Genomic DNA, 19,514 nt, shown 5'->3' with positions numbered 1-19,514 from the left:
CGAGCGATCAAGATCGCGCGTGATTAATCGCGATTAGTGTTTCAGCATTGACGCGCTTTCGATGAGGATCGAAAAGCCATCCCCATTTTGAAAAATAGCGAAAACCGCTTCCAATCAAGTATAGAATTAGCTTTTTATTCTTAGAAATTTTTGATCTATACAAATGTGTAATAGTACAATCTGGGATAAACAGCGTAGTATAGCGACTATTTATACGCCTAGAAAGATCAAGGTCTTCAAAATACAAGAAATAGCGTTCGTCGAATTCACCTACCTCTTCGAGAACATCGTGTTTAGAAAGCAAAAAACATCCAGAAAGAAAGGGAATGTTTGCCTCTGAAGCATAATCCCACTTCTTCAATTCATATTCATCATTTCGTTGACGTCCCCAGGAGGACCACCCAAAGAAACGCTTGCCGATAAGGTCGGCCGGGCGCGGCAAGAGCCGGCAAAGATATTGTAGCTTTCCATCGGGATACACGACGCGCGGTGCGACCATTCCTATCTCGTTCGATCGCTTCAACCGGTCGACCAAGGTAAGAACGGCATCGCCCGCAAAAAGGACGTCCGTATTGGCAATCAGATGGATGTCGGCAGTCCCGCGCGCTTGGCGGATCGCGATATTATGCGCTCGGCCATAGCCGAGATTGGCGCCGGTGACGATGGTCGTGACATTGCCCACTGTCGAAAATCCTGGCCGCAGACCAGGACTGTTATCGACGAGGTACAGGTGGGTACGCAGCGGAATGGCTGCGACCTGCTCGCACATCATCGCGACCTCGGCAGGATCGGTTTTGTACAGCACGCAGCTGACGGTCAGGTCGACAGGTAGGCTGCTCATAGAATCTCGTCGAAGATCGCCATGGTTTCCCGGGCCACCCGGCCCCAAGACATGGAAGCGGCATTGCGGTACCCGCGCTCACGCAAAGAATCGCGTAGCATGGGCTCATCCAAAAGACGCATCAGGTGCGTCGCCAGTTGATCGGGAGCCTTGGGATCGTAGAACAGCGCGCCGTCCGTCCCTGCGGCCTCGACCAGCGCAGGGTGATGCGAACTTATCAACGGCGCGCCCATGGCTTGGGCTTCGACTGCGGGCAGCCCGAACCCTTCGTACAGTGATGCGTTCACGACCGCGATCGCATCGTGATACAAGCCGGCCAGTGTGGCGTCACTCACCTTGCCCAGCGCAACGACCGGGGCGGACGCGTCGTCGCGCCAACGGGCCAAACGATCGTCGGGATCCCGACCGATATGTACGAGCCGCAGGTCATAGCCAGCGTGCCGGACCGCCTCCAGCGCAGCCAGAATCGTTTCGACATTTTTGTTGGCGGTCAGATTGGCCACCATCAAGATATAGGGACCGGCGATCGTTGCGGGCTCGATGGCTTGACCCGGCTGCATCCGACTGGCCAGCTTCGTCACGCGTACCTTGCCGGTTGCGGCGGGCAATATGCGTTCCAGGTCCTGTCGTGTCTGCGTAGACACCGCGATCAGTCGCTGGCAGCGACGGACCGTCAGCGGAATGAACATCTGCCAATACCGACGCTGGCGTGGATCGATGAGATCCGGGATAACGGCGTAATACATGTCATGGATGCAGGCGGCGTATTGACGGCTGCCCCACATCGGCGAAATAAAGCCGGGGCTGAACAGTAGGTCGGTACCGGCGCGGCGCGTTAACATCGGTAGTCGTAATTGCTCCCACGCCACCCGCGCTACCCGCCCACCCGGCAGATCGTCGACGACGTGCAGCGCCTCGTGAAGGTGAACGGGGAAATGCACCAGTGCGCAACGCTGGACAAAGCCCAGCAGTGCGCGATCCGAGCGTGCGGCGACGATCGGGTGCAATTCGGCGAACAACTGCACCGCGTAATAGCCAGGTCCGGTCAGGGGGGCTCCATCGAGGAAGCCCAGGTTGAAGGCGATCAGACGCCGATCGGTAGGAGATGCATCAACCGACATGGGAGAGGGTCGATGCCTGCGTGTTGCGTACGCGCGGGAGGAACTTGACGACGGCAACGACTCCTAATGATGCGCAGGCCATGGTGAAGGTCCCGCTGAAATATCCAATTCCTCGCACGAATAGTTCCACAAAGAACGACGCGTAGACGCAGAAGGCGAAGGTCACTGCAACCGGGGCCAGAGCCCTGCGTCCCGCGACCAGGCGGAGGTCGATAATGACGCCGACGAGCTTAACGAGATAGATCAGGAGAATTGCCAACCCCAGGATGCCGAATTCAGCACCGAACTTGACGGCGAGGAAACTGCCGTCGGCCAGGTTCTGCTCACCTCCTCCGACCCGGCGGATCATCTCTGTCGCCAGGACATTCGTGGGAGCGAAACCAAGTTGCTGAAGGGCGATTCCCCAGCCGTGCGTCTTTTCCAGCGCTTCTTGGATCAGCTCCGTACCCTGAAGATAGACAAGCGCCGAAAGGTTGGTGCTGGTGTAACTGATGTCGAGCCGCTGGGTGTAGTAGGACAGGTCGATAAACTGCAGTCCCACTATCCCGGCGATCAGAAAGGCGATCAGCTCGGCTGGCCCCAGCGAGCAAATGGCCATGATGACCAGCCCGACGGACAGCGAGAGGCTTTTCAGCAATAGCACGATCAACGCCACAACCCCCAGCCATGCCCAGCGCATGAGCCGCGAAGAACGGACTGCGGCGTCAATGAAGAACGGCATTGCGGTCAGCGCGAAGTGCGACGGTTCCGTGAACGGCCAGACCGGACGTTCGGAGGCAAGCGGGCCGGGCGGCTGATAGTTCAGGATCGATAACACCACCATTACGAGCAGCGACACCCGCACGATATGGAGCGTGTCCGACAGCACCGCATCGTCCGCGCAGAATATTGTGTAGAATATGATCGGCACAGCCGTCGCCATCAGTGCGAGCGCCGCCAGTGAAAAGACGGCACGGCTCATATCGACGGGGAATTGGAACAGCGACAAGCCCAGATGAATTGCGATCACGCTCAATGTCAGGAGGCCGAGCAGCCAGCCTGGGTTGAGCACGCGCAATGGGATACGCCCGAATACGCCGACCGGGCCCAATATCGTTACCATCAGGCAACCGGCAAGCACGCCTGGTGCATAGGATGAGAAATTGAGGTGGTAACGGAGCGCGGATGGAACAAAGAGGATCAGCGCCAGCACCGTCAGGCAGCGTAGCACTGCCAGCAGATGGCGTTCCCTCTGCCGGAGCTGTGCCACCGTTGTGACAGGGGGTGGGGTGATCATAACGCTTTGCCCGACATTCTACGGAAGGCTGATGGCACAGGGCGTCGGCGAAGCCAATGGCCTGTGTCAGAAGCGGCCGACGTGGGAGGAGGGCAGGAGCGCCGGAGCGGAGGCTCCGTCCCACATCCCGCGCAGCTTTGCCTTCGTCATGCTCGGTGGATCGAGCCGCAACAGTGCACGAACCGCGATCCGGGCTAGGGACGACGCGGCGGTCAGCGTGACGGTTCCTGCGCCGAAATGCTTGCGCGCGAACCGCAATTGATTCTTGTGATATTGGCGGTTGGAATAGATCGAACCGAAACCACCCGACGACTGGCTGACCTTATGGACGATCGTCGTGCTCGCATTCACCCAGATACCATATCCGGCTCGCCGCAGCCGCCACATATAGTCGGCGTCTTCCCAATAGGCGAAATATCCCTTGTCGATCTCTCCCACTGCCTTGATCGCCGCACGGTCGAAAAGCACGAAGGTGGTTGGCGCATAGTCGGTGGGATAGACGGACAACGCTGGCGAGTCGCCCGCCGCGACGTGCAGACATCGCACTCCGAAGCGCGTCCTGATCTCTCCGCGTTCGAACCACATGGCCGTGCGGTCATCCTCGAATACCATGAGAGGGGTCACGGCGCCGAGCGGCAAGGCATGCTTGGCTCTAGCAAGATCCTGCAAAATATCAGGTCCGAACAGAATGTCGTTGTTACACAGGACGATATAATCCTGCGTGTTGCGCAGGGCGTGGCGCAACCCGATATTGTTGCCCTCGGCCGCGCCGGTGTTCTCGGTGCAGCGGATCACGGTGACCCGCTGATCCTGCTCAATCGTTGCGAGCTTATCTAGCGTGCCGTCGACGCTGGCGTTGTCGACGATGATTAGCGACCAGTCGACACCCCGTTGTGCCTTCAGCGAGGTCCAGAAATCATCCAGTACACTGGCAGCGTTGTAGGTGACCGTGATCAGCGTCAGCCGCGGTAGGGAAGAAGGAGAAAGGGTCATATGATCTTCCTCGCCGTTCCGTTCACATAGGCGAGCGCATCCTGGCGGCGCTCGAACGCCATCATTTCATAACGGCCGATCTCCACCGCTGACCCATCGGTATCCGCCCCCGCCAGTTCGATATGCAATGCACCAACTGGGGCGTCGCACCATGTCATGCCAGCGACGCTGCGCAGGGTGGTGTGTTCGATGGGGAAACCTGCGGAGACGCCACTCGTCCCGGTCACGCTCAGCGCCACCGGCGGTCCAGCGGCGAGCCGACAGTCGATGATCCATGCGATCCAGCGATTGCGCGGGGCATCGCCTTGGGGGAGCAGCTGAACATGTTCGCCAGCAGCAACGCGTACGACCTGGCTGACGGATTTCTGTCCTTCGGCATGTGCCGAGGAGATGGCGGGGCTGCCCGTCGACGCGATCCGACCATCGCGATGCGACAACAGCGTCTGCCCGTCGGTCGCGCTCACCGCGCGCCAATTGCGCGGCGGCATAGCGAACGACAGCGCCCGATTGGGACCAAATTGATACGTGGCAGCGATACTGGCGACCAACCCCTTGGGAGCGAAGGTGCCGAACCCCCGGGCATCGTAATGGACCAGTGTCGACATCCGGTCGGCAGTGACCGATTTCAACAAATCCAGTGCGCAGTCTCGCGTCACGACCGTGGCATTCGCCAGACGCAGGTCGCCGACTGGCGTGTCCTCAAACCGGACTAGGCCAGTGTCCTTCAGATAGGCGTAGACCGGCCTTTGCGGCCGGTCGATCGTGACAGACTCGGCAGTGGCATTCTGCTCGTTCCAGCACGATCGCACCAGCATCCCCGGCACGCCCTCGACGCCATTCAACGCATTGATGTAGAAGACGTAACCGGGATTCAATTCCATGATGCAATGGTCAAGCGTGATCTGGCCGGTCCCGATAGCGGAGCTGTTCATGAAGAACACGGCCTTGGCTGCCCCTGCGAAATGACAATCGCGGGCGACCAGATTGCCCGCATGCATCGGCTCGCCCGGTGTCATCGTACCAACCGAATGAAGGTGGTAATCTGCCGCTCCGAATACGCAATTCTGCAACCATAGCCCAATCTGGCCATAGGGTCGGCTGATACAGGTCTGTAACCGGTCGAAGCGGACATTGCGGAAAACGGTGCGTCCGGCAAATTCATCGAGCGGCTTTCGGGGCAGGTGTCCCGCCTGAAAGCCGATGCCCGCGCCAGTGCCTATGATCGACAGATCGGCGATCTCTACGAGCGACCAAGATCCGGAGTTGTAACACGCCTCGAGTACCGGGCGATCCGCCGCAATGGGGGTCAGGATCGTCGCCCCCATGCCTGCCCCTGCGATGCGGACCGCGCGTGAAGTCAGCACCAGCGAGACGTGGTGCGTCCCCGCTGCGAAGAACAAGGTACCTCCGCCACTGGCTGCTAACGCATCGTACATCTGTTGAACGCGTTGCGCCGCACTGCCCGGAGCGACCACGGTGGTCGCTGGTGGAGCGGGGCCAGCGGGTTCGAAGGATACCGTGGCGAGGCGGACCTCATCGCCTGTCGGCACGAAAACGAACTGAGCCGCACCGATCAGCCCCCCTGTCACCTTTCGGGCATCCGGCAGTAGGACATCGACACGCTGCTCGTCGGGGTGTATCAGATACGCCCCCTCCACCAGCGTAAGCGGGACGCCCTTTAGTCGTGCCAGCAACGAGGTACCGCGGGCATCGTTCAGTCCTGCTATGCTCGGTCTTGGCAGGCCGAGACCATCAAGATGGTCTGAAAGGCGACCCTGGCGGATTGCATCAAGCAAAGCCCGTATCGGCACTGTATAGCGTTGCGCTGGCGCTGCACCTTGCGCTGAGCAGCCGGAACTGAGAGCGGTCGCGCCTCCGATAACCAGCGCAGTGGCAAGGGCCGCACGGCGGTTGATCCCATCTGGTGTGTTGACCGGATCGTTCATGCGGCCTCCGCCATGTCGGGCAGCGGATGGCCGCGCTCTGCCAGAGCTTTTTGCAGCAACCTCACGTCCTGTATCCCCCGGCTACGCCCAAAGAGGGATTTTTTCAGGAACGGAAAACCCTGTGCCAACAACTCGGGCGCGACATATAGTGATGGGTCGCCGCACACTGCAGCGTCAGCATACCATAACGCCCCTACCGTCATATGCCGTGCCGCGGTCCGTGCGAAGCGCGTCTCTTGCAGGTAGATTACCGAGCGATAGTCTTTGAACGCCCAGCGACCGGGCATCACTGTGCGCAGCGCACGCAGGCGTCGAGGCGTCACGTTGCGCATCTGGAAGGCATAGGACTGGATATGGTTTTCGATCAGCGAGAAAGCCGTGAACCCGGTCAGGTCCCAGGGTGCGCTAGCCAGTAACGGCTCCAGGTCGGTAAATGGCCCATAGATGGAGTCGTTTAACACCAACACGTCAGCATGCGGCGACGCAGACGCAATCACCTCTAATCCAAGGCGGTACGCCGAAAAATCATATCCGCCGAGCCCCTTCCAGTACAGCGCGTCGGCATGATCGCGCAGGGTTGGCGGCACTTGGTCGGGATGCGGCGCGGCGCATATGACCAGCAATGGCTGCGCCATCGCACGCAGGCGCGCCAGCGTGAAAAGATGGGCCTCCGACAATCGGCCCTCGGGGGCGTAGATGAAATAGCAGGTCCAGCGTGGCGCGGGAAAGACCGGCATGATCGTAACGGATCGCGGTCGACGCTGAAGACCGTTCAGCAGGGAGTATAGGCGGATCGCCTGCACACTGGCGGGCGCCCGACCGGACTTGAACGTCCAGTCCCGCTCCAGGCGATCAAGCGGCGCCTTTTCAAATGTCTGTGGCTGCTTGCCACGCCACCGCCTGAGGGTGGCCATCAATTCCATTCGCTTCACCGTGCGCCATAACCCGTCAGCATCGTCTTGACTGTCTTCGCGATGATCAAGATGTCCATCCAGAGCGAGAAATTCTTGATGTAATAGAAATCATAGTGCAGCTTGCTTTGCACGTCCGCTACGTCGGCGACATGGCCCTGAAGGACCTGTGCCCAGCCGGTGATGCCCGGACGTACGATATGGCGATAGCGATAAAAGGGAATTTGATCCTCGTACCAGCGAGACAGGACTGCCGCTTCAGGGCGAGGTCCGATCCAACTCATCTGCCCCTTCAGAATATTCAGGATCTGCGGCAATTCGTCGATCCGCGTCCGACGGAGCATCATACCCAGCGACGTAATCCGTGCGTCTCCGGTGCGCGTCATCGCGGTCTCCCGTTCAGACATCGCGCCTGGTTCCTCCACCCGCATCGTCCGGAACTTATACACCATGAACGGCTCGCCTCGGAAACCGATGCGCTGCTGCTTGAACAGTGCGGGACCAGGCGAGGTGAGCCGGATGGCAAGTGCAACCGCCAGCAACATGGGCAGGAGCACGAGTCCCATGATCACGGCCACGATCCAATCCACCAGACGCTTGAGCATCAGAAACGACGTATTGGGGATCAGTGAGCCAAAGCTGTTCTCTGACAGATGCTCGAGTTCGACGCGGCCTGTCAAAGACTCCGCCAGATGCTTCACATGATACACAGGAGTGCCGGCGAGCGCGAAATCGCTGAGCGTGCGTTCCCATTGATCCGGAAGGTCGATCCTCAGGTCGGCCGCGATCGCATCAAGGCGCCCGACGATTGGATCGTGGTGGGTAGGACAGCCATCGACAGGTAGTCGCACCCAGTTGATATGCGGTACCTGTGGCAGCTTGTCGAACGCCCCGAATGGTAGATAGCCGATGCGCAGCCATTGATGGCGATTCAAGGTAGAGTGGACGAAATAGAACCACGCGATGCTCAAGACATAACCAGCGATTAACTGCGTGCGCGCATATTCGAATCGGCCGACTGTCAGAACAATCGCAATCGCGGTGAACGAGACGGTAAAGGAGGGCAGGAGGAATGCGCTCGCCTCGACGCCTGGATAGATGCTGACGTTGCGGAACAGCCAGTTACCCAGAATCACCGCACAAGCGCACCACAGCAGTGTAAGATGGAGTTGGCGCATTCCGATTTCGTCGTTCGCGATCATCAGGCGCACAACATAAGGAACAAGCGTACTGACCAACAGTCCGCCAATCGCCTGGTAGCGCCATCGGGACAATACTCCCGCCAGCGAATGAGGGCGTGCGGCACGCGTGTTGATGGGCGCAATCAACATTAAACGCCTGTGCCGTGCGCCGGAGTCAAAAGCGTCATGATAACCCTCGTTATTCGGTACATGCATCGGCAATCGGCACCGTGGTTCTGCCCGCGGTGCGCAGGAGACCGTCTGCATGCTGCATGGCAGCGGTCTGATGCAACTCAAAAACGACTGGATACCCCACCGGGACGACCGACAGCGGCTTTGGCATCCTCATGTGTCCGCGCGGCCTCATTACCCTGGCCAAGCATGATGAGTTTTTCCCGCGTGATGCGCGTGTCTATCCGCGTCTCACGGCGTGATAGAATTCGTCCGGTCGATACGCGGCCAGTATTGCTGTTGTCTTGCTCGCTGATCGCTGTCTGCTGACCGAGGGGCGTCGTTTCCTGAGCCTGCCCGCCCTCTGACGGATCGAATGGCCCTAACGCGGCGAGGAGCAGCCATGCGGCATAACAAGTGCTCATGCGAACTTTACCTCACCCGACCCAAGTCAATGTCGCTGACAGCACCAGCAATCCCGTCGGGATCGTCTGTCGCCGACAACACCAGTTCCAACCATTGCGCCGGGCATCCGGCCACTGTGACCAGCGCGTGGACATGCTGCGGCGCGCCCGTGACGACCGGCAGCGGCATCGCCCCTAGATTCTCATTCTGGCCGACGCAGCGCAACCGCCAGACAGGCGCGCTATCACCAGCATGGTTGTTCGACACCACCGTACTTGACAGCCGATAGGTGCCGGGGGGGAGAAGCAACATCTGGCGGGCGACGATCCCGCCGGTGCCGACCGGCGCATTATATCCGAGCCGGCGACCATTGCGGTCGTCGATCACGACGCCGGTCGCGCTGCCGTCGACGTCGAAGGACCAGCCGAAGGCCAGCCCCTCGCTGACCATGTCCTGAAAACGCGGATTGCGGATGGTATCGCGCCGCGCCGAAGGAAAGGCGGCAGCGAAAAGCGCCCAGGCATCTTTATAGTCGCCAGCCTGGATCAACCTGCCTTCCAGCGATTGGATCGCCAAGGGCGTCACCGGATAGCCTGCCGCCAGCAACATCGAGATCAGTCGGACCATGTTGCCGGGAGCGTTGGAAGTGGACGCGGCCTGCAGTAGGAAGGTGTTGCCCCATGGCGGCTGCCGCGCGATCGTCTGCGCAAGCGGGGAGATAAGCGCTGGATCACTGGTTGCGACGGTCAGCGGGCCGAACAGGATTTGCGGGGCGCGCTTCGATGTACGCAACGCTACGTCGTAATGCCGCAATGCCTCTGCGACGTCGCCGCGGTTGACGGCATCCTCGATCAGCCACAATTGCGTCTCGAAATCACGACGCGACAACGCCGTCGCTTGGCGCAACAGAGGGCGCGCCCTGTCCGGGCCACCATCGGCTTCCACCGCAAAACCTATCTGCCGCAGGGCAGCAGCGGACACGGGTTCGCGGAGATAGGCGCGCCGTGCGAAGTCGGCAGAGCGCCTTATCCCGTCGGGCGTCAAGGACGCCATCGCCTGCGTTGACATGCCGACTAGCGCCTCGGCATTGTCGGGCGCGATCTTCAGCGCGAACGAGGGGGAGGTTGCTGCCGCAACAATGCCTAGGCCAACCCGCAGAACCGCATAGCATAGTGCCAGCAGAAGCGTTCCCCAACCCAGATACCAGACGGCGCCGTGCGACGCGCCGTCCGCATCACCCCGATCAGGCCGGATCGCTGAGCTTCTCGCCATAACCATATCCGTAATCATAGCCCTGGCCGTATTGCGCCTTGTCGGAGTCGAACTTGGTCAGGACAACGCCCAACGTCCGGGCATGGGCAGCGGACAGACGGCCCAGCGCGATCTTGACCATTGTGAAGCGGATGCCATGGCTTTCGACCGTGAAGAGCACCGCCTGCGAACGGCTGGCGATCAGCGGGGCATCGGCTAGGCCGACGACCGGGGGGGAATCGATCACGATGTGATCGTACTTTTCGCCTAGCAGCGACAGCACGTTGCCAAAGCGAGGCCCGGTCAGCAATTCGGCGGCATTCGGCGGCACTGGCCCGGCAGTCAGTACGTCGATGTCGAAAGCATTGGGCTGCAGGATTGCGTCGAGCCCGGTTTCGTCGCCAGCGAGATAGTTGCTGAGCCCCTTCTTGTTGGGCAGATCCAGCACATGATGCACCGATGGCGAGCGCATGTCTGCATCGATTAGCAACACGCGCTTGTTCGACCGTGCCAGCAGTACCGCCAGCGACAATGCCGTGGTCGACTTACCCTCGGCAGGCCGCGTGCTCGTGACCGCGATCGTGGCCGGCACGCCCGTATCGGTCGAGAAGGCCAGATTGGTCGTAACCGCAAGATAGGCGTCGACGAGTTCCGACTTTCGGTCGCTAAGCACTTCGACCGGGCGGCCGTTCTTCAGCCTTGGAATGACGCCGAGCAGCGGCATGCCAATCAACCGTTCTGCTTCCTCTGGATCGGTGATTGTCTCGTCGCTCTGCTCCAAGACATAGGCGATGGCTGCCCCGATCAGCGTGCCAGCGATGACTGACAGAAGCAGATTGAGCAATAGACGCGGACTTGACGGCGATTGCGGGACCTCTGCCGCATCCACCACGGATATATTATTGACGCCAATACCGCTGGCAACGCCGATTTCCTTGTAGCGTGAGAGCAGGCCGTCATAAAGTGAGCGGTTGGTGTCCACCTCACGCTGGTAAATGTTATACTGGATGCTCCGACGACGCAGATTCAGCAGGCCATCCTTGAGCGTATCGACCCGGCGACGCAGACTGTCTTCGCGGTTCGCTGCGGTCCGCAGTGCGGTGGCAAACGAATTGGAGACGCGGCGTTCCTCGCGTGCGATGGACTGATCGATGTTCGCGATCTGCACGGCAATTTCACGGGCACTCGGATAGTCCGGGGTAAACTGCACCATGAGGCGCTGATAGTTCGCGGCGAGTTCCGCCCGGCGCTGCCGCAATGCATTGATCGCACCATTGGTCAAAGCCTCGGTAACGGCACCATTCGCCTTGGAAGCTTCCTGATACTGCGCCTGTGCCTGGATACGGCTCGCCGTAGCGCGATCGAGTTCTTGGTTCAGATCGGCCAGATCCTGCGCGATCAGCGGCCGGCTGCCCGCTGCGCCACCCTGTCCTGGCAATTCAAGAATTTTCTCGCGAGAAGCGAAGGCGACCAGCGAACGCTCCGAATCCTCCAGGCGCTTACGCAACTGGTTGAGGCGCTCTTCCAAAAAGCGTCGGGCATAGGAACTGGCGTCATAGCGCCGCTCAAGTGACAAGGCGATAAAGTTGGATGCCCAAGCGTTGACGATCTTCGCCGAAAGCGTTGGATCTGGGCTCGAAAACGAGATCTTGACCAATCGTGAGGCACGCGCCGGCACGACATCAAGATGCTTGAGCAATATGGCGCCGGCCACCCGTTCCCGTTGCGCGCGACCTGCCGCCGTAAAGCGGCCGTTGGGACCTGTGACGGTGTCCGGCAGCTTGATCGAAAAGGTTTTGAAGAAAGTGGGATCGTCGACGATTCCGGTGCGGACCGCGACGCGCTCTGCCAAGGTACGCGATTCCAGCAGGCCGTACTGCGTCTGATAGAATTCTTGATCCCCTTCGCTCGCCTCTTGCTGGACGCCTTGGATATTGACGATCCGGTTGCTCTCGCGAGCGATCTCGAGAGTGGTCGCCGCCTTATACATCGGGGTCATCAAAAACGTGATGATGAGGCCGACGACGACACAGGCGACAATCGCACCCAGAATGTAGCGACGCCAGCGCATCGCGATGCGCAGGTATTGACGGAAAATGGATGGCTGCACATCGGCAACCGCCGCCACTTCGTGCTGCGGTCGTATTGCTTCGAAGGTGGCGCCGGATCCGAACCCTAGGGCTGCCGGAATTTTGTTCATGGAGCGGCCTTAATTCAGCGGTTCAGAAGAGCGATGAGCGGCGCGGTGAGGAGAGGTGACACCGCGATCAAGTTACGGAACATACGACGCGCCGGCGAGTCTCCGACCGTGATGACGTCATTCGCGTAGATCGGAGGGTCGCCATATGCGCCGCGCCGGATCGCATCAAGATTGTATAGGCCGGCCACCTTGTGGCCGTTCACCATTCGCAGGATGACAACGTCGTCCAGCTTCGCGTATTCGGAAAGGCCCTTCGCCGATGCGAGCGCACGCATCAAGGTCATCTGATTGGTAACCGGATACAGGCCAGGTTCGGTTACCTGACCATCGATCGTAACCACTTGACTGACCGAGCTACGGATATTGACCGTTACCTCTGGGTTGCGCAGGTACTTGCCGCGCAACGCATCTTCAATCTTAGCGGCCAATTCCTCACGGGTTTTCCCCATGGCATCGATATTGCCCACCAGCGGCATGGAGATGCGGCCGCTTGCGTCGACTTGCAATTCGCGCGTTAATTCAGGCACGTTGAAAACGTCGACGAAAATCACGTCCAACGGACCGATGAACGTCGCTCGATCCGGCGCAGTCAGATCGGCACGGGTGGGTTCTGGCAGCGAAGCCGCTTGAACAACCGTGAGATTGGGAGAGCTTTCGATAGGCTCGCGGTGTACACATGCCGCCAGCAGGAACGTGCTGGCAACTGCCAAGCCAATTGAACGCATGATTGAGTTATCCTGATCTCAGGCTGATCCGGAGCCTATACCGACTAGCTTCAGCGTGGTAAAGGATCAGCAGGTTGAGGCTGCATCTTTCCCATTTTGTGGGTCCTGTCCGACACGCGGCCCATGTAACCAGACCGCGAACAGGGCGAACAGAGCCGCCATTAAGGGGGTTCTTAACGGGTAATCCACGATGCTGGCACCAAGCATCAATATCATCAGGATCGATGCAAGGCGGGCAAGGCGTGTGGCGGTACGATTCGGCGGGGATCGCCAGGCAGCCACCATCTGGAATGCCAGCCATCCCAGAGCGATAACCAAAATCAACGCGCCGGGTAATCCACCTTCCAGGACAATCTGGACAAAATCATCATGAGCCTGATTGAAATATGTAAGCTTGAGGTCGCTCAGGCCCTCAAAGCGCCGGAACGCCGGATTGAAAGTTCCAAAGCCCGTCCCCACCGGAAAAAAGGTTGAGGTCATCTCAACAACGCGAGGGAACAAGCGTGTGCGCGTATCTCCTGCGATATCCATGGACATCAGCCGCCGCACCCCTTCCGCACGATTTAGGGTAGAGATGAGGCCGATTAACCCGATAAATCCAAATAGCATGCCGGCGATCAACAGTTTTCGGGTACGACGCCTCTTCACCTTCTGAAGGAGGCGCTTCGCAGTTTCCGATAGAAAGATAAGGGCCATCACTAGTGCAGCAGTACCTAGCAACAGGCCCGTGCGCGAACCGGTTGCCGGGATTAAGATGATCAGCAATAGGGCGCCTGCGGCCGCGGTACCCCATCTTAGCCAAGGCGTCGTGCGCGACAGCTTATGGTCTGTGACCCATACCGCTAATGCAGGCAATCCGATGACAAACAATAAAGCCTGGTGATTACGGTTGGCGAAAATCCCGCCGCCTCCCCCGTCGGTCGGTTGCCTCAATGCTATCCAGCCACTGCCCGACATCAATCTTGCCAGTGCGACAAGCATACTGAAGCCCACGATAGCCAATACTACTGGAACGAATGCGGCCCGCTGGCGGTAATGCATTTTTGCTAGCAGCGCGACCACGGAAATAGGCACGATAAGCGACAGTAGCGCATTCCAGGTTTGATCGGGAGAAAGCGTCAGCGGCCGCCAAATTTCGCCGGCCCCTATTAAGGAGCCCTGTTGTGCATATAGTGCGCGTCCAGGCAGGGACGACCAAATCGAGAATGGCAAGGGAATAAGCTGGACAGCAACCAAGAAGGCTGCCGCGGCCAAGCCTGCCATGACGGGGCCGGTCGCGCGATCAAGTTTGGCAGGGCGGCTGAATATGGCATACGCCAACGCGGCGATTGCGCTCATTCGCACGATCATCTGGACTGGTTCGTCCGCTCGCGATGCGCCGCCAAACAATGTGAGAATGACGAACAGCGCGATCAGAACCAGTTGCTCGACCGGCATCCACCGGATGCGAGGTGCGCGACGTCTCAACGGCGAAAATCCTTGCTTTTGGCCATATGCCGATTGGGCGAACGGGAGTATCCGTAAAAGGGGAAAATGGGCGAAATATGGCAATTATTTTTAGGGTGATTAGCATTGAGCCATGAGGTTGGCAACGCGAGCGCTGTGCATGCTTATCCACAAACTTGTGCGCCATGAAAGGCGCATCATATAAGATGCGGTTTCGGTAGTGGCCGGTGTTTTTGGTATGTCCAACAGGATTGAGAGGTGGGTCGTGAGCCGTACTGTAGCTGAAATTGAAGGCTTGGTTAACCGTAAAGTAATGGCTGATTTCATCCTCATGCGCCTGGAGGAAGAGAAGTTTAAAATACAAGAAATGATAGCTTTGTCATCTTCCGGTATACCATATTTCTATGTTGATAACGTTTTGCCCTTGGAAGTCGTAAAATCGATAAGTGCCGCATTCCCTGCTCCTGGGTCTATGCGCCTAAAAAAGACGATCAGAGAGTATAAATATATTGCTGCCCAGATGGATAATTATAATCCAATCTTGGAGGAGGCCGTTTACGCCTTCCAAGATAGTAGAATAGTGAAATTTATTGAAGAAAAGATCGGGGCGGGTACTCTTTTCCCCGACGAAAATCTGTACGCAGGTGGTATCTCCCTAATGGGGGAGGGGCAGTATCTTAATCCCCATATCGACAATTCGCATGATAAAGACAGGGAAAAATGGCGAGTTCTTAATCTTCTTTTCTATGTTACGGAAAATTGGGAAGAAGAAAATGGCGGAAATCTTGAGCTTTGGCCTGATGGCGTTGAAGGCAAGCAAATAACTATTTGGAGTAAGTTCAATCGTCTGGCTGTCATGGGTACCCATGATAAATCATGGCATTCGGTAAGCCCGATCCGGGTAAATGACTATCGTCGCTGCGTATCGAATTATTATTTTTCCGATGACCCCCTGCGATCGAGTGACAATTTCCATGTTACTTCATTTCGTGGGCGTCCTGAACAGCCGATTATCGATAAAATTCTTCAGGCAGATGCGAAGTTAAGAACCGGTATTCGTGGTGTACTGTCACAAGGGATTGGCAATAAAACGCACGTTTATAAGAAAATTAAATAATATTAGAAATGGTATTGGCTTTTTTGAAATTGATGCTTGGCCTGCACCTCGCTCTGCTGCCCCGTGTGTTTTATGGCTGAGGACTGAGGGGCGAAGCCAGCGTGGTCCGGTTATGTCCTCGGACCACGCTGGCTGGCGATCTCGACAGGCCTCATAGCCAAGACTGTCCGGGGGTGAACCAGCGAGGTAACGGCATCACCTTGAGGCAATCGGGCTCTGGTTAATTAGTGCGGTTTCAAGCCGAAGTGCGATAGGCCTGGTGGCAGCGGGGGCAGCGTGTAGCCACCCAAGCAGCGCAGCGCTGCCCCCGCTGATGCGATCACCTCTCGGCTCCTGACCCCGGACCCGCTGCGCTAGCAGTGGGCCTGGTCACGCAGGGCGAGTGTCTGAAGGTGGTGGCAAGTGGACGTTGCGCACACTCAACTGTGACCGATAATAAGGTGCCAATCATCGAGGCTAGGCAATGTCGCAAATCATTTTTTTGCATGGTGCTTCAAGCAGTGGCAAATCTACCCTTGCCAAGGTGCTTCAAGCGCGGCTTGAAAAGCCGTTTCTCCATATTCCGCTAGATCATCTGCGTGATTCAGGCATCCTTCCGATGAGCCGCTTTAAGAGCGGAGAATTCGCTTGGGCCGACGTGCGCGAAGCCGTTTTCAATGGATTCCACGCCTCTTTGGCTGCTTATGCAGACGCGGGCAATGATCTGATTTTAGAACATATTCTCGACACCAACGAATGGATGACGGCGCTGCGCAAGCTTTTGTCGAGCCATAATGTTTTCTTCGTTGCTGTGCATTGTCGTCTCGATGTACTGATCGAGCGCGAGAAGCTGCGCGGCGATCGGAGGCTGGGCAGTGCAAAACGTGATTTTGAGACAATTCATGTCGGCAAACTCTATGACCTTGAGCTGGATGGCGAGGACGGCGCAGAGGCCAACGTTGAAAGGCTCCTCATAGCTTGGCGATCCACTGAACGCGCTTCGAGCTTTGACAATTGATGTGGGGAGGTCGTCAGGGTTCCGCTTCAAGCACGAGGGCGACCTGCTCGGCCAGGACCTCGCCAGGTGTTCGATAGGCAAGGCACTTGCGTGGCGTTTGATTTAGGCGGTTAACCAGCTGCTCGAGCTCGGCTCGCGATACCTGTGCGATGTCCGTGTCCGAGGGTAGGAAACGCCGTACCCTGCCGTTGCTGTTCTCCACGCTGCCCTTCTGCCATGGCGCTGACGGCTGGCAGAAGTACGCGGTCATGCCTAGGCTCTCCCGTAGGCGCCCATACCCGGCGAACTCGGTGCCTCGGTCGAGCGTGATCGTGCGACGGAGGGAAGGGGGGAGAGTGCCGAGGTGGCGCTCAATCCCTTCCATGATGCCGGCCGAGTGACGGCTGCCGTTGGGCGCAAGCACGATGAAGCGGCTTCGACGCTCAACCAACGAGGTGAGGTTGGCTTTACCGTGATGCAACTTGAACGCGATGAGGTCGCCTTCCCAATGGCCAAAGTCGGCCCGCTCGGCGATGTCTGGCGGCCGAGCCGCAATGGTGTGCGCAGGCGGAATGTTCAGGCCGCGTGGCTTCCGGGCGTAGCGACGTCGCCGCTTCCGCCTACCGGTGGGCAGCAGGCGTGCCAGCTTAGTCGCCTGACCTTCGGGCCCGTACACAAACTGATAGATCGTCTCATGGCTCACCCGCAGCGGACCTGCGGTGCGGTGCCGAAGGTAGCCAGCGATCTGTTCGGGCGACCAGGCGGCTTTCAGTCGGTCGACGACGTACTTGGCGAGCTCGGGATAGCGACTGAACTTGGCACCTCTCAACCGTCGCTCAGCCGCCATCAAGTGCGCCGTTAGTGGGAAGTAGCCGCGGAACATCGGCTCCTCGTCGAACCGGTGATTGCGCTTGAGCTCGCGATAGATGGTCGACGTGTGGCGCCCCAGCTCGACCGCAGCCTGGCGCGGACTTCTGCCAGCGCTGGTGAGCTGATAAAGCTTGCGGCGTTCGTCCAGATCCAGATGCGTGTAGCGGCCCATGCGCGACCCTCAGGTGGTTGGAACCCGCACTTAAGCCGGGTTTTCGCACTTCGATCTAGAATGCACCTAGCCACTCCCTTCAATTCGATAATGATAGTTATGTTAAATGCCATTCCTTCTCACGCTTATTGGCTCATTCGGCTCCACGACAACCGGACATTCTAAAAGCCTCGGTCTCTCAGCCCGCAGATGAAAGCCTGCCGCCCGCGCTACATCCCGATGCCAAGTCCCGGCTGCGGGTCCGCCCGATCATCTGCTCGAGCTCCCGACTAACGCTGGCGCCGGTGCTATTACCAAGACCCAGTGGCACCTTCCGATTACGCAGGATGGACTCGACCTGTGGGTCGCGCTCGAGGTCCTTGGCCATCCCCATCATCCGGTCTGCGACCCGATTCACGCGTGTCTCGCGACCGCGCGCGGCGTTCACGACATCGATGCGCTGCTCGCGACAATTGCGCGAGCGGATCTCTGGTCGATGGCGGAGCGGCCACGTGCTTCGACCAGATGCGCGCGGGCGGTGATCACCGAGCGCACCCCGTGTGACGTCAGCGATTTGACGTGCACCTCCTTGTAGAAGCCTGTCCCGGCCAACTGTGCGAGGCCCGCCGCATCATGCGGATCAGTCTTGTTCGCCTTCATCGCCCTGAGGCTCTGGTGGGCTTGGCGCGCATCAAAGCACACGATCGCGACGCCCAGCTCGTGCAGGCCACGCGCAACCCATGGCGTCATCCGGCCGGTCTCGATCACCGCGCGTTCCATCGGACCATGGCGTTCCAGCAGCGCGGCGATCGCTTCCGGCGTGCTGTCCACGCATTGCGCTGCGACCTTGCGCCCTTCGGCATCGACAATGCAGACGTGCGACGTTTCCATCGACAGGTCTATTCCGGCATAGTACTTCATAGCTGCTTCCTTCCTTCAGGTCCGACAACCAGAAGGTGCGCCGCTCAGCCGGCCCGGGGAAGCAGCCACAAATTACACGTTGACTCGTTGATTATAGCCAAAAGATGACGGTGGCAGCGAGGGTGACGGCGCTTGTCATACCTGATCGGCTCGTTGCGGGGTCGCCGACCCGGTATGCAGGGCTGGATGCCCTTGGCCTGGAGAGCGTCGCGAAACCAGTCGGCGTCGTAGCCGCGATCGCCGAGCAGCCACTGCGCCCTGGGCATATCGTCGAGCAGCGCTGCCGCTCCGGTGTAGTCGCTGACCTGGCCAGCGGTCATGAAGAAGCTCAAAGGCCGGCCGTTCGCGTCGGCGACGGCGTGTAGCTTGGTGTTCATGCCGCCCTTGGTGCGCCCGATCAGGCGGCCAAGATCCCCTTTTTTACCCGCAGGCTCGAGGCCGTGCGGTGCGCCTTCAGGTAAGTCGCGTCGATCATGACCGTCTTCGGCTCGGCACCTTTCGCCGCCAACCCCTCCATCATGCGCGTGAACACGCCTGCCTCACCCCAGCGCTTCCACCGATTGTAGAGCGTCTTGTGCGAACCGTAGGCGGTGGGTGCATCTCGCCAGCGCAGCCCGTTCTTGTTGACGAACACGATGCCACTCAGCACCCGCCGGTCATCCACGCGCGGCTTGCCGTGGCTCCTGGGGAAGAACGGCCGCAGCTGCGCCATCTGCTCATCAGTCAGCCAAAACAGATCGCTCATTCCGGTCTCCTTGCGGAGCCTGAATCAGATCGTGACGCTCACATCAATGGGTCCTGACCCTAGCTCGCCGGGACGTCATCGCAAACGTGACGACGTCATCCTATCGAACGCCCACAGTCAGAAAAGTAGACCTTTTCACCTCATTGAACATTCAGTGCCAACGCGGCTTCATCCCCGACAAAGCGAGGAATTCGATGTACCGCGCCTCGGCCAGAACAGGGAGACGCAGGCCTTCGCGAGCATGGTTCAGTCCTGTTATCTCTACGG

16 protein-coding genes and 1 pseudogene are annotated in these 19,514 nt (G+C 58.9%); 2 read left to right on the top strand and 15 right to left on the bottom strand.

Annotation, left to right across the window (positions count from 1 at the left end; translation table 11 throughout):
* Nucleotides 1-7: 7 nt before the first annotated feature.
* From U1H82_RS16725 to U1H82_RS16670, 12 genes are all read right to left on the bottom strand, one after another.
* The gene (locus tag U1H82_RS16725) at nucleotides 8-841 is read right to left on the bottom strand and encodes a glycosyltransferase (RefSeq protein ID WP_322966095.1); all 834 of its coding nucleotides are present in this window, start codon (nucleotides 839-841) and stop codon (nucleotides 8-10) included.
* A complete protein-coding gene (locus tag U1H82_RS16720) occupies nucleotides 838-1,962 on the bottom strand; it encodes a glycosyltransferase family 4 protein (RefSeq protein ID WP_322966094.1) in 1,125 nt (374 codons plus the stop codon). Before U1H82_RS16720 ends, U1H82_RS16725 begins: the two co-directional genes overlap by 4 nt.
* Nucleotides 1,952-3,238 (bottom strand): hypothetical protein, encoded by a 1,287-nt coding sequence (locus U1H82_RS16715; protein WP_322966093.1) that lies wholly within the window; start codon nucleotides 3,236-3,238, stop codon nucleotides 1,952-1,954. Before U1H82_RS16715 ends, U1H82_RS16720 begins: the two co-directional genes overlap by 11 nt.
* A gap of 66 nt (nucleotides 3,239-3,304) precedes the next feature.
* Entirely contained in the window at nucleotides 3,305-4,231 is a 927-nt protein-coding gene (locus U1H82_RS16710) for a glycosyltransferase family 2 protein (RefSeq protein ID WP_322966092.1), read from the bottom strand.
* Entirely contained in the window at nucleotides 4,228-6,177 is a 1,950-nt protein-coding gene (locus tag U1H82_RS16705; RefSeq protein WP_322966091.1) for a hypothetical protein, read from the bottom strand. Before U1H82_RS16705 ends, U1H82_RS16710 begins: the two co-directional genes overlap by 4 nt.
* A complete protein-coding gene (locus tag U1H82_RS16700) occupies nucleotides 6,174-7,100 on the bottom strand; it encodes a rhamnan synthesis F family protein (RefSeq protein ID WP_322966090.1) in 927 nt (308 codons plus the stop codon). The genes U1H82_RS16705 and U1H82_RS16700 overlap by 4 nt, the downstream gene beginning before the upstream one ends.
* A 5-nt stretch (nucleotides 7,101-7,105) precedes the next feature.
* Entirely contained in the window at nucleotides 7,106-8,419 is a 1,314-nt protein-coding gene (locus U1H82_RS16695) for an exopolysaccharide biosynthesis polyprenyl glycosylphosphotransferase (protein ID WP_322966089.1), read from the bottom strand.
* Between the two features lie 143 nt (nucleotides 8,420-8,562).
* Nucleotides 8,563-8,865: a hypothetical protein gene (locus U1H82_RS16690; RefSeq protein WP_322966088.1), complete on the bottom strand. Its 303-nt coding sequence runs from the start codon at nucleotides 8,863-8,865 to the stop codon at nucleotides 8,563-8,565.
* Between the two features lie 7 nt (nucleotides 8,866-8,872).
* Nucleotides 8,873-10,135, bottom strand: a complete 1,263-nt coding sequence (locus U1H82_RS16685; RefSeq protein WP_322966087.1) for a tetratricopeptide repeat protein — start codon at nucleotides 10,133-10,135, stop codon at nucleotides 8,873-8,875.
* Nucleotides 10,089-12,296 (bottom strand): GumC family protein, encoded by a 2,208-nt coding sequence (locus U1H82_RS16680; protein ID WP_322966085.1) that lies wholly within the window; start codon nucleotides 12,294-12,296, stop codon nucleotides 10,089-10,091. The genes U1H82_RS16685 and U1H82_RS16680 overlap by 47 nt, the downstream gene beginning before the upstream one ends.
* Nucleotides 12,297-12,310: 14 nt before the next feature.
* Entirely contained in the window at nucleotides 12,311-13,021 is a 711-nt protein-coding gene (locus U1H82_RS16675) for a polysaccharide biosynthesis/export family protein (protein ID WP_322966084.1), read from the bottom strand.
* Nucleotides 13,022-13,087: 66 nt separating this feature from the next.
* Nucleotides 13,088-14,458: an O-antigen ligase family protein gene (locus U1H82_RS16670; RefSeq protein WP_322966083.1), complete on the bottom strand. Its 1,371-nt coding sequence runs from the start codon at nucleotides 14,456-14,458 to the stop codon at nucleotides 13,088-13,090.
* 274 nt (nucleotides 14,459-14,732) lie between these two features.
* Here U1H82_RS16670 and U1H82_RS16665 point away from each other — a divergent pair, with 274 nt between their 5' ends.
* Both U1H82_RS16665 and U1H82_RS16660 read left to right on the top strand, forming a co-directional pair.
* Nucleotides 14,733-15,584: a 2OG-Fe(II) oxygenase gene (locus tag U1H82_RS16665; RefSeq protein ID WP_322966082.1), complete on the top strand. Its 852-nt coding sequence runs from the start codon at nucleotides 14,733-14,735 to the stop codon at nucleotides 15,582-15,584.
* Between the two features lie 463 nt (nucleotides 15,585-16,047).
* Entirely contained in the window at nucleotides 16,048-16,581 is a 534-nt protein-coding gene (locus tag U1H82_RS16660) for a chloramphenicol phosphotransferase CPT family protein (RefSeq protein ID WP_322966081.1), read from the top strand.
* Nucleotides 16,582-16,594: 13 nt separating this feature from the next.
* Here the strand turns inward: U1H82_RS16660 and U1H82_RS16655 are convergent, their stop codons facing one another.
* The 3 genes and pseudogenes from U1H82_RS16655 to U1H82_RS16645 all read right to left on the bottom strand — a co-directional run.
* Nucleotides 16,595-17,602 carry an IS30 family transposase gene (locus U1H82_RS16655; RefSeq protein WP_322966080.1) on the bottom strand — a complete coding sequence of 336 codons (1,008 nt, stop codon included), beginning with the start codon at nucleotides 17,600-17,602 and terminating at the stop codon, nucleotides 16,595-16,597.
* A gap of 423 nt (nucleotides 17,603-18,025) precedes the next feature.
* Entirely contained in the window at nucleotides 18,026-18,502 is a 477-nt protein-coding gene (locus U1H82_RS16650) for an IS110 family transposase (RefSeq protein WP_322966079.1), read from the bottom strand.
* A gap of 107 nt (nucleotides 18,503-18,609) precedes the next feature.
* Nucleotides 18,610-19,247 (bottom strand): annotated as a pseudogene (locus U1H82_RS16645) (IS5 family transposase); the annotation flags it as partial.
* Between the last annotated feature and the right edge of the window lie 267 nt (nucleotides 19,248-19,514).

The sequence above is a fragment of the Sphingomonas fuzhouensis genome, from assembly GCF_034659795.1.
In the GTDB taxonomy this organism is placed as follows: domain Bacteria; phylum Pseudomonadota; class Alphaproteobacteria; order Sphingomonadales; family Sphingomonadaceae; genus Sphingomonas; species Sphingomonas fuzhouensis.
The sequence above is the reverse complement of the archived record's forward strand: the minus strand, read 5'-3'. Positions and strand labels throughout refer to the sequence as shown.

What these genes read in the sequence shown, in the direction of transcription:
- U1H82_RS16705 (WP_322966091.1), bottom strand. Translation starts at nt 6,177, where the DNA reads ATGAACGATCCGGTCAACACACCAGATGGGATCAACCGCCGTGCGGCC.
- U1H82_RS16650 (WP_322966079.1), bottom strand. Translation starts at nt 18,502, where the DNA reads ATGAAGTACTATGCCGGAATAGACCTGTCGATGGAAACGTCGCACGTC.
- U1H82_RS16680 (WP_322966085.1), bottom strand. Translation starts at nt 12,296, where the DNA reads ATGAACAAAATTCCGGCAGCCCTAGGGTTCGGATCCGGCGCCACCTTC.
- U1H82_RS16710 (WP_322966092.1), bottom strand. Translation starts at nt 4,231, where the DNA reads ATGACCCTTTCTCCTTCTTCCCTACCGCGGCTGACGCTGATCACGGTC.
- U1H82_RS16695 (WP_322966089.1), bottom strand. Translation starts at nt 8,419, where the DNA reads ATGTTGATTGCGCCCATCAACACGCGTGCCGCACGCCCTCATTCGCTG.
- U1H82_RS16715 (WP_322966093.1), bottom strand. Translation starts at nt 3,238, where the DNA reads ATGATCACCCCACCCCCTGTCACAACGGTGGCACAGCTCCGGCAGAGG.
- U1H82_RS16700 (WP_322966090.1), bottom strand. Translation starts at nt 7,100, where the DNA reads ATGGAATTGATGGCCACCCTCAGGCGGTGGCGTGGCAAGCAGCCACAG.
- U1H82_RS16675 (WP_322966084.1), bottom strand. Translation starts at nt 13,021, where the DNA reads ATGCGTTCAATTGGCTTGGCAGTTGCCAGCACGTTCCTGCTGGCGGCA.
- U1H82_RS16720 (WP_322966094.1), bottom strand. Translation starts at nt 1,962, where the DNA reads ATGTCGGTTGATGCATCTCCTACCGATCGGCGTCTGATCGCCTTCAAC.
- U1H82_RS16660 (WP_322966081.1), top strand. Translation starts at nt 16,048, where the DNA reads ATGTCGCAAATCATTTTTTTGCATGGTGCTTCAAGCAGTGGCAAATCT.
- U1H82_RS16655 (WP_322966080.1), bottom strand. Translation starts at nt 17,602, where the DNA reads ATGGGCCGCTACACGCATCTGGATCTGGACGAACGCCGCAAGCTTTAT.
- U1H82_RS16725 (WP_322966095.1), bottom strand. Translation starts at nt 841, where the DNA reads ATGAGCAGCCTACCTGTCGACCTGACCGTCAGCTGCGTGCTGTACAAA.
- U1H82_RS16670 (WP_322966083.1), bottom strand. Translation starts at nt 14,458, where the DNA reads ATGCCGGTCGAGCAACTGGTTCTGATCGCGCTGTTCGTCATTCTCACA.
- U1H82_RS16690 (WP_322966088.1), bottom strand. Translation starts at nt 8,865, where the DNA reads ATGAGCACTTGTTATGCCGCATGGCTGCTCCTCGCCGCGTTAGGGCCA.
- U1H82_RS16685 (WP_322966087.1), bottom strand. Translation starts at nt 10,135, where the DNA reads ATGATTACGGATATGGTTATGGCGAGAAGCTCAGCGATCCGGCCTGAT.